Below are 8,233 nucleotides of genomic sequence, written 5' to 3'. Positions count from 1 at the left end.
TAGTGAGCTAGTCGGAGTCAATGTCTACGCGTACGGAGATCCTTCGCCTGCGGCTCAGAATGACGCTTACGGCGGGAAGGCATTCCCGTAACGCTGACTTCATAATCATTGCTGCGCAGCGGCTATCCACCACCCTCTGAACCCTCTGAATCTTTTCCTTCACAACCCTTCTACACAACCTGCGCCGATAGGCGCACCCCCCCTTTTATACTGCAGCGAAGCTGCCACCACAACCCTCGGCGCCAAAGGCGCCGTCAAACTTGAGAACCCGACCGCCCAGCGGGCCGGTCAAACTTAAGAACCTTTCTGCGCCCCAAAGGCGCAGAATCATTCAAAATCCTTTTTGATAATCATTATGGGGTATGATAAAATATAAAAGTCATCATTATTTTTAGTAAAAAATATGATAATGCATATACGAGAGGCGATGTTTCTATGGCACATTGTAATGAAAATTATTTGAATCTTCAGGGTGCTTACCTGTTTGCTAAGGTGAGACAGAAGCAGAATGCTTTTAAGGAAGCTCATCCTGAGGCTGACATTATTTCCCTTGGCATCGGCGACGTGACCCAGCCACTGGCTCCGGCTGTGATTGAAGCCATGCACAAGGCTGTGGATGAAATGGCCCATATGGAAACATTCCGGGGCTATGGTCCTGAACAGGGGTACATGTTCCTCCGTGAAGCCATTGCCAAACATGATTTCCAGGCCAGGGGCTGTGATATTTCCCCTGATGAAATTTTCGTCAGCGACGGCGCTAAATGCGATACCGGCAATATGCAGGAAATCTTTGCGGAATCCGATATCGTGGCAGTTACGGATCCGGTATATCCGGTATATGTGGACAGCAATGTCATGGCCGGCAGAAGCGGCAAGTTTGTGAACGGCTCCTATGAACGGCTGGAATACCTGCCCTGTTATGAGGAATGCGGTTTCAAGGCAAATCTGCCTTCCCATGATCCCATGATCATTTATCTCTGCTCCCCGAACAACCCCACCGGTGCAGCTCTCAATAAAAAGGACCTCACCATGTGGGTGAAGTATGCAAAGCATACGGGCTCCGTCATTTTCTTCGATGCCGCCTATGAAGCATTCATTACGGAAGATGATATTCCCCACAGCATTTATGAAATCGAAGGGGCTAAGGAAGTGGCCATCGAATTCCGCTCCTACTCCAAGACCGCCGGCTTTACCGGTGTGCGCTGCGGCTACTGCGTAGTGCCGACGGAACTGATGCTGGAAACAAAGTCCGGTGAAAAGGTTTCCGCCAATGCTCTCTGGGACCGCCGTCAGTGCACCAAGTTCAACGGCTGCTCCTACATCGTACAGCGTGGCGCTGAAGCTATCTACACGGAAGAGGGACAGAAACAGATCCAGGCTACCCTTGATATTTACAGAAACAATGCCAAGGTCATTCTCCAGGGCGCTAAAGAAGTGGGCCTTTCCGCCTGCGGCGGCGTGAACAGCCCCTACGTATGGCTGTCTGTACCGGAAGGCATGACCAGCTGGGATTTCTTTGACTACCTTCTGAAGGAAGCTCAGATTATCTGCACCCCCGGCTCCGGCTTCGGCCCCTGCGGCGAAGGCTATGTCCGCCTTACCTCCTTCAATACGCCGGAACTGACGAAGGAAGCGGTGGAAAGACTGAAAAAGGCAGTAAAGAAACTGGCTGAATAATTGGTTTTATGAGCAAAAATCTACCTTCTTACCCGGAAGGTAGATTTCTGCCTGTTTAAGAATGTAAGGAGTTCTCATGAGTACAAATCTGCAGATCGGCATTGTAGGCCTTCCAAACGTAGGGAAGAGTACACTTTTCAATGCCATTACCAAAGCCGGCGCGGAAGCGGCCAATTTCCCATTCTGCACCATTGAACCGAATGTAGGGGTTGTAGAAGTGCCGGATCACCGCATCTATGACCTGGCTGCCATGTTCAATCCGAAGAAAACCACCCCCGCTTTTACTCGCTTCGTGGATATTGCCGGTCTGGTGGCCGGTGCGTCCAAAGGGGAGGGCCTGGGCAATCAGTTCCTGAGCCACATCCGTGAAACCGATGCCATTGCCCACGTGGTGCGCTGCTTTGAAGATGGAAATATTACTCACGTGGAAGGTTCCATTGATCCCGTAAGAGATATGGACATTATCAATACGGAGCTCTGCCTGGCGGATCTGGAAAGTGTGGACAAGAAAAAGACAAAGACAGCCAAGCTGGCCCAGGCAGGCATCAAGCAGGCCAAGGCGGACCTGCCGGTACTGGAAAAGGTGTATGATGCCCTGCAGAACGGCACCCCCGCCAGGGCGCTGGACCTTTCGGACGATGACCTGGAAGTGCTGAAGGAACTGAACCTTATCACCCTGAAGCCTGTGCTTTATGTACTGAACATGGCGGAAGACGATATTGCCGATCCCCTTGCCAATGAATATGTACAGGCAGCCAGCAAAGAAGCGGAAAAGGAAGGAGCCAAATGGGTTCCTATTTCCGCTGAAATCGAAGAGGAAGTGTCTGAACTGGACGGCGAGGAAGCCAAGGCTTTCCTGGCAGACCTGGGAGAAGAAGAACCGGGTCTTAACCGCCTTATCCGCACTGCCTATTCCATGCTGGGCCTGATCAATTTCTTTACCGTAGGCCCTGACGAATGCCGCTCCTGGACCGTCCGCGCCGGCACCAAAGCACCTAAGGCAGCAGGAAAGATTCACAGCGACATCGAAAGAGGCTTCATCCGTGCGGAAATCGTTTCCTACGACGACCTCATGGCCTGCGGCTCCTACAATGGGGTCCGTGAAAAGGGACTGCTCCGGGTAGAAGGAAAAGATTACATCATCCAGGACGGAGATATTGCTTATTTCCGCTTTAATGTATAAAAAAGAGAAGGGAAAAGACCGGCGGCTGCCGGTCTTTTTTATAAAATATGGAAAAAATATATAAAACTTTAGTGGAAGGAAAGTTCATAGACCGTCCGAACCGGTTTGTGTGCCATGTGGAAATCAATGGAGAAAAGGTACTATGCCATATGCCAAATCCCGGGCGGATGAGGGAATTTCTCTTCCCCGGTGTCACCCTCTACCTGACGCCCAACCGGAAAGGACTGCGGACCGCCTACCGGGTGGTGGGCTGTAAAAAAGGCAGCCATATCTTTTACCTGGATACCACAAAGGCCAATGATGTGGCTGCATGGCTGGTGAAAAATCACAAAATTCCGGGCTGGGAAAACTATTTCCTTGCCGGAAGAGAAGTGACCATGGGAGACAGCCGCTTCGACCTTCTCCTGGGTGATGGGGAAACGGGAGAAACCTTTCCGGTGGAAGTCAAATCCTGCAGCCTCTCCGGAGAACATGGCGCCATGTTTCCCGACGCCCCTACGGAAAGGGGAAGGAAACACCTCACCCATCTGGTGGAAATGGGAAGGGCAGGGGAGCACGCAGGCCTCCTTGTGCTTGTCCATTATAAAGACGCCTGCTGGTTCCTGCCCAACTATCATACAGACCTTCCCTTTGCGGAAGAGTTCAGGAAAGGTCTGGACTTTCTGGACTGGAAGGCCTGCGTCATTCCCTGGACAAAAGATTTCCTCATGCCCGAAAACGTGCGGCTCATCCCCTCATCCGGGGAAGTACTGGACAGGGAAATGGGAAATGCCGGAGACTATATGATTGTCCTTCAGATGGAAGAAGACAGCACAATCACCGTAGGGAGCTTGGGAGACATCCGCTTTCCCAAAGGGTACTACGTCTATGTGGGAAGCGCCAGAAAGAACCTGGACCAGCGGATCGCCCATCATAAAGCACTTCGCAAAAGGCGCCACTGGCATATGGACTACCTCAGAAACGCCTGCCGCTTCACCGGCGCCATTCCCATCCGCACCAAAGAAGACCTGGAACACAAACTGGCAGAGACCCTCTCCGGCATAGCCGACTGGTCCATACCGGGCTTCGGCTGCACCGACTGCAGCTGTAAATCCCACCTGTTTGGCTTCCACCAAAACCCCATGCACCTGCCGGCCTTTGTGAAAATAGAAGAAAATTTTGAAATCAACAGGCTGGATAGATACTTTGGGATAGAGAAAATGGGGAATAGGGAGCGGTAAATGAAGTATGTAGAGTGGGCTGGGGGCTAGTGGGCTGGTGTACTAGTGTACTAGTGAGCTAGTCGGAGTCAATGTCTACGCGTACGGAGATCCTTCGCCTGCGGCTCAGAATGACGCTTACGGCGGGAAGGCATTCCCGTAACGCTGACTTCATAATCATTGCTGCGCAGCGGCTATCCACCACCCTCTGAACCCTCTGAACCTTTTCCTTCACAACCCTTCTACACAACCTGCGCCGACAGGCGCGCCCCTTTTATACTGCAGCGAAGCTGCCACCACAACCCTCGGGCCATAGGCCCGTCAACCTTCCCTTTTGGCGCCTTCCGTTTCCTCTATCCTGTCTTTTCTATACCGGATGGAGAAGTAAATAAATACCAAAAGAGCTGCTGCGAATCCGGTGAGCGCGGTGAGCTGGGCGCTTTTGAGGCCGAAGGCCAGGGTGCCGTAGTCTCCGCGGAAGTATTCCAGAAAGAAGCGGAGGAGGGAGTAGAGCATAATGTAGAGGCAGAAGGTGGTGCCTCTGGCGTGCCTGAAGCAGGAGTACCACAGGAGCAGTCCCAGGATGATGAGGTCGCCCTGGCATTCCCATACCTCTGCCGGCCACAGGGGCTGGGCGCCGTAGGTGTGGTAGGCCAGGGTGGTGGAGGGGTATAGGAGGCCGAAGTCGGCGCCGGTGGGGTGGCCGAAGGCGTCGCCGTTCATGAAATTGGCGATGCGGCCTATGGCTTGTCCGAAAATGATGGCCGGTGCTATGATGTCGGCAAACTGGAGCACCGGAATTTTGTGTTTCTTAAGATATATATATCCGGCAACGCAGGCAAAAAGGACACCGCCCTGGATGGCCATGCCGCCCTGCCACACATAGGGGATTTCCAGAAGATGATTGTGGTAGTAGTCCCAGTCGAAGAAGAAGACGTCCCAGAGGCGGCCGCCGATAATGCCGACGAAAGCAATGGTGAGCCCCAGGTCAAACATGCATTCATGCCAGCCTCTTCCATCCTTTTTCAGGAAATAGTAGGCCATGATGCAGCCGAATATAATGCCCAGTGAGAAAAAAATGCCGTAAAAGCGGATGGGGAATCCGCCGATGAATGTAACATATTGATGCATGAACAGGCTCCTTTACTGAAATGGCTTTCTGCGCTGCAGGAAGCTCTTTTTATATAACCATTATACAATGCACTGCAATGGATTATCCTGTCATGGGCTTTTGGATATTTTGCCTGCAATTCCTGCAGAGGTTAAAAAGAGGGAAACGTACTTTACCGTACTTTTTGTACGATTATATTCTTAATGAAATAATAATTAACGAGTGTGCAGTAAATGTACATATTAATCTAATTCCAGACTAACAATAGAAAAAATCTATACCCATGGGGGGTATAGGTATGAAGATATTTCTATCATTTTATTTCATCATTTCCGCTTTAGTCAATTTCAAAAAATATGCGATAAATACTGGATATTCTTCACTTTTGAGGGATCGCAGCGGAAGAACAGGATTTATTATTCTAATCGAGGAGCTAAGTATACGCTAATTTTTCTCTATTTTTTCTTACATGGGAAACTTGAATTTAAATAATTCTATGGTATGATGATGTTAGAAATATTAAGAAGCACATTAACCGGTGCTTCAACACGGCTGCATCAACAGGAAACATAATAATAATAAATTCATTCCTGCCAATAATAATAATAACAATAAGAAGCAGCGCCTTTTATTTTGCCATGTTAATTGGGGAGGTACCATAATGAGAAACTGTGTATTGATTATTGAACATGACCCGGCTGTAAGCCGCTTCATGCAACTGAAGCTGGAAGAAGCGGGATTTACCAGTATGATTGATAATACGGGAGAAACGGCTGTTGACCTGGTAGGCCAGAAGCAGGCGGATGTGGTGGTTCTTGACCCCGATGAACCTATGAAGGATGGCCATGAGATTCTTGGAAAAATCCGCGAAATCAGCCCTGTTCCGGTTATCTATCTGTCCGCCGATGCCGGCGTGGATGCCAAAGTGGCTGCGCTGAATGCAGGCGCTGACGATTATATGACGAAGCCCTATGCCACCAAGGAACTGATTGCCCGTATCCGTGCATCTCTGCGCCGCCACGAAGAACCCAAAATGGTGGTGGACCCGGCCTTCACCATCGGTGATCTGTCCATTTATCCCGACCGTCATGAAGTGCGGGCAGGGGATGAGGTGATTGACCTCACAAAGAAGGAATTCGACCTTCTCCTTTTCCTGGCTAAAAACAAGAACCATGTCATCAGAAGAGAAGAAATCCTGGAAAAGGTATGGGGCTACGGCTATGCCGGAAAGACCAATATTGTAGATGTGTATATCCGCTACCTGAGAAGCAAGATTGATGAAAAGGTGGGCAAGAAATATATCCACACAGTCCGCGGCATCGGCTACGCAGCCAGAGACTGATTGATGATTAAACAAGTGATTGTAGTGGAAGGGAAATCGGATATCGCCCGGGTGGGCATGGCGGTGGACGCGGACATGATTGCCACCGGCGGCTTTGCCCTTACGAAGGAAACGGTGGAGAAAATCCGGTACGCCTATGAAAAGCGGGGCATTATCATCCTGACAGACCCCGACGGCCCCGGTGAACGGATCCGCCAGCGCCTTTCCCGTTTATTTCCCAAAGCCCTTCATGCCTTCGTCCCCAAATCAGAAGCTTCTACGGCAGACGACGTGGGCATAGAAGATGCGTCTCCCGAGGCTATCCGGAAGGCTCTTTCCACCTTGAGGATTTTATACCAGGAAGATTCCGGCCTTTTCTCTTCATCAGACCTCTTTGCCGCCGGACTCTCGGGAGAAGCGGATTCTTCAGAGAAGCGGGCCAGAGTAGGGGCTGCTTTGGGCATAGGCTATGGAAATGCCAAGCAGTTTGTGAAAAGGCTGAACCATTATGGAATTACCCGTGAAGAATGGGACAGGGCACTGCAAATGTGCCGGGAGGATGGATAATGCTGGAAGCCAATCTTGCAGACCGACAGGTGGTGCAGTATGTAATCCGGCGTTTTGGCATTCATGCCAAGCATAAGCTGGGCCAGAATTTTCTTATCCGTCCCGACGTGGTAGCTGCCATTGCAGAGGCTGCCGAACTTGGTAAAGACGTACCGGTTATGGAAATCGGTGCCGGCATCGGCACCCTCACCCAGGCCCTGGCGGAAACAGGGGCGGATGTTACGGCCTTTGAACTGGACAAAAGTCTGGAACGGGTGCTTTCCCATACCCTGGAACACTATACCAATATCCGTATCATTTACGAGGACGTGCTGAAAGCAGACCTGAAAACTATTCTGGGCGATAAGGACTGGCGTTGTGCGGCAAACCTGCCATACTATATCACCACGCCGATCCTTCTGTCCCTCATTCAGTCAGAGCTTCCCATTTCCCTCTTTGTCTTCATGATGCAGAAGGAAGTGGCCGACCGCATCCTGGCTGAGCCCGGCTCCAAGGACTACGGAGCCTTGACTTTGGCAGTGAACTTTGACTGCACAGCGGAAAGGGTGCTCGACATCCCGCCATCCGCCTTCATCCCAAGGCCCCAGGTCACATCCACCGTACTGAAAATCCGGCGGAGAGAAAAGCCGGCGGTGGACGTGAAGGACAGGAAACTCTTCTTCTCCCTGGTGAAAATGGGATTCGGCCAGCGTCGCAAAGTTTTCACCAATGCCATGAAATCCGGCGGCATTCCGGCTGACTGGATTCCCGTTATTTTGGAAAAAGCTGGCATAGACGGAAAAAGAAGAGGCGAAACCTTCTCCATGGAAGAATATGGAAAACTGGCAGACGCCTGGTATGACCAGATTCATCAATAAGAAAAAGGGCTGTGAAAAGATGACTTACATTTTTTCACAGCCCTCTTTTTTGATGGGGGACACGCCTTGCGGGCGTGGGGGTTCAGAGGGTGCAAAAGGTGCAAAGGGTTCAGAGGGTGGTAGTGGGCGCCTTTTTGGAAATATGGGGGAGCCAGTATGATAAAATAGATTTAGTAGGCTGGTGGGCTGGTCGGTATTCCTGAAGGGGCCTGCCGCTGCGCGGCAGAGGGGCATATGGCCCTGTGCTAAGGAAGCACTGATTAAATCCTAGAGTCGGCTTTTATAAGAATTTTTATGCACTGCTTCGTCATGGGACTC

General features: G+C 50.9%; 7 protein-coding genes. 6 read left to right on the top strand and 1 reads right to left on the bottom strand.

What is annotated here, in order from left to right; all coding sequences use genetic code 11:
• Positions 1-435: 435 nt before the first annotated feature.
• From B2Y11_RS07320 to sfsA, 3 genes are all read left to right on the top strand, one after another.
• Entirely contained in the window at positions 436-1,677 is a 1,242-nt protein-coding gene (locus B2Y11_RS07320; protein ID WP_291057795.1) for an LL-diaminopimelate aminotransferase, read from the top strand.
• Between the two features lie 76 nt (positions 1,678-1,753).
• The gene (gene ychF / locus B2Y11_RS07315) at positions 1,754-2,860 is read left to right on the top strand and encodes a redox-regulated ATPase YchF (protein ID WP_291057793.1); all 1,107 of its coding nucleotides are present in this window, start codon (positions 1,754-1,756) and stop codon (positions 2,858-2,860) included.
• A gap of 47 nt (positions 2,861-2,907) precedes the next feature.
• Positions 2,908-4,080, top strand: coding sequence for a DNA/RNA nuclease SfsA (sfsA, locus tag B2Y11_RS07310; protein WP_291057791.1), 1,173 nt, complete (start codon positions 2,908-2,910; stop codon positions 4,078-4,080).
• 300 nt (positions 4,081-4,380) lie between these two features.
• On the opposite strand, the gene lgt is transcribed toward sfsA, so the two are convergent.
• Complete coding sequence (gene lgt, locus B2Y11_RS07305) at positions 4,381-5,190, bottom strand: prolipoprotein diacylglyceryl transferase (RefSeq protein ID WP_291057789.1); 810 nt, start codon at positions 5,188-5,190, stop codon at positions 4,381-4,383.
• A gap of 641 nt (positions 5,191-5,831) precedes the next feature.
• Here lgt and B2Y11_RS07300 point away from each other — a divergent pair.
• From B2Y11_RS07300 to rsmA, 3 genes are read left to right on the top strand one after another with little or no spacing between them, the layout of a single operon-like run.
• Positions 5,832-6,512: a response regulator transcription factor gene (locus tag B2Y11_RS07300; RefSeq protein ID WP_291057787.1), complete on the top strand. Its 681-nt coding sequence runs from the start codon at positions 5,832-5,834 to the stop codon at positions 6,510-6,512.
• Between the two features lie 3 nt (positions 6,513-6,515).
• Positions 6,516-7,058 (top strand): ribonuclease M5, encoded by a 543-nt coding sequence (gene rnmV, locus B2Y11_RS07295; protein ID WP_291057785.1) that lies wholly within the window; start codon positions 6,516-6,518, stop codon positions 7,056-7,058.
• Positions 7,058-7,915: a 16S rRNA (adenine(1518)-N(6)/adenine(1519)-N(6))-dimethyltransferase RsmA gene (rsmA, locus tag B2Y11_RS07290; RefSeq protein ID WP_291057783.1), complete on the top strand. Its 858-nt coding sequence runs from the start codon at positions 7,058-7,060 to the stop codon at positions 7,913-7,915. Before rnmV ends, rsmA begins: the two co-directional genes overlap by 1 nt.
• Positions 7,916-8,233 lie beyond the last annotated feature (318 nt).

The organism is Dialister sp. UBA1703 (assembly GCA_002320515.1).
Taxonomy (GTDB): Bacteria; Bacillota; Negativicutes; order Veillonellales; family Dialisteraceae; genus Dialister.
This window is presented reverse-complemented; position numbering and strand designations above follow the sequence as displayed.

Coding starts and splice junctions, on each gene's coding strand:
- ychF (WP_291057793.1), top strand. CDS start 1,754: ATGAGTACAAATCTGCAGATCGGCATTGTAGGCCTTCCAAACGTAGGG.
- lgt (WP_291057789.1), bottom strand. CDS start 5,190: ATGCATCAATATGTTACATTCATCGGCGGATTCCCCATCCGCTTTTAC.
- B2Y11_RS07320 (WP_291057795.1), top strand. CDS start 436: ATGGCACATTGTAATGAAAATTATTTGAATCTTCAGGGTGCTTACCTG.
- rnmV (WP_291057785.1), top strand. CDS start 6,516: ATGATTAAACAAGTGATTGTAGTGGAAGGGAAATCGGATATCGCCCGG.
- B2Y11_RS07300 (WP_291057787.1), top strand. CDS start 5,832: ATGAGAAACTGTGTATTGATTATTGAACATGACCCGGCTGTAAGCCGC.
- rsmA (WP_291057783.1), top strand. CDS start 7,058: ATGCTGGAAGCCAATCTTGCAGACCGACAGGTGGTGCAGTATGTAATC.
- sfsA (WP_291057791.1), top strand. CDS start 2,908: ATGGAAAAAATATATAAAACTTTAGTGGAAGGAAAGTTCATAGACCGT.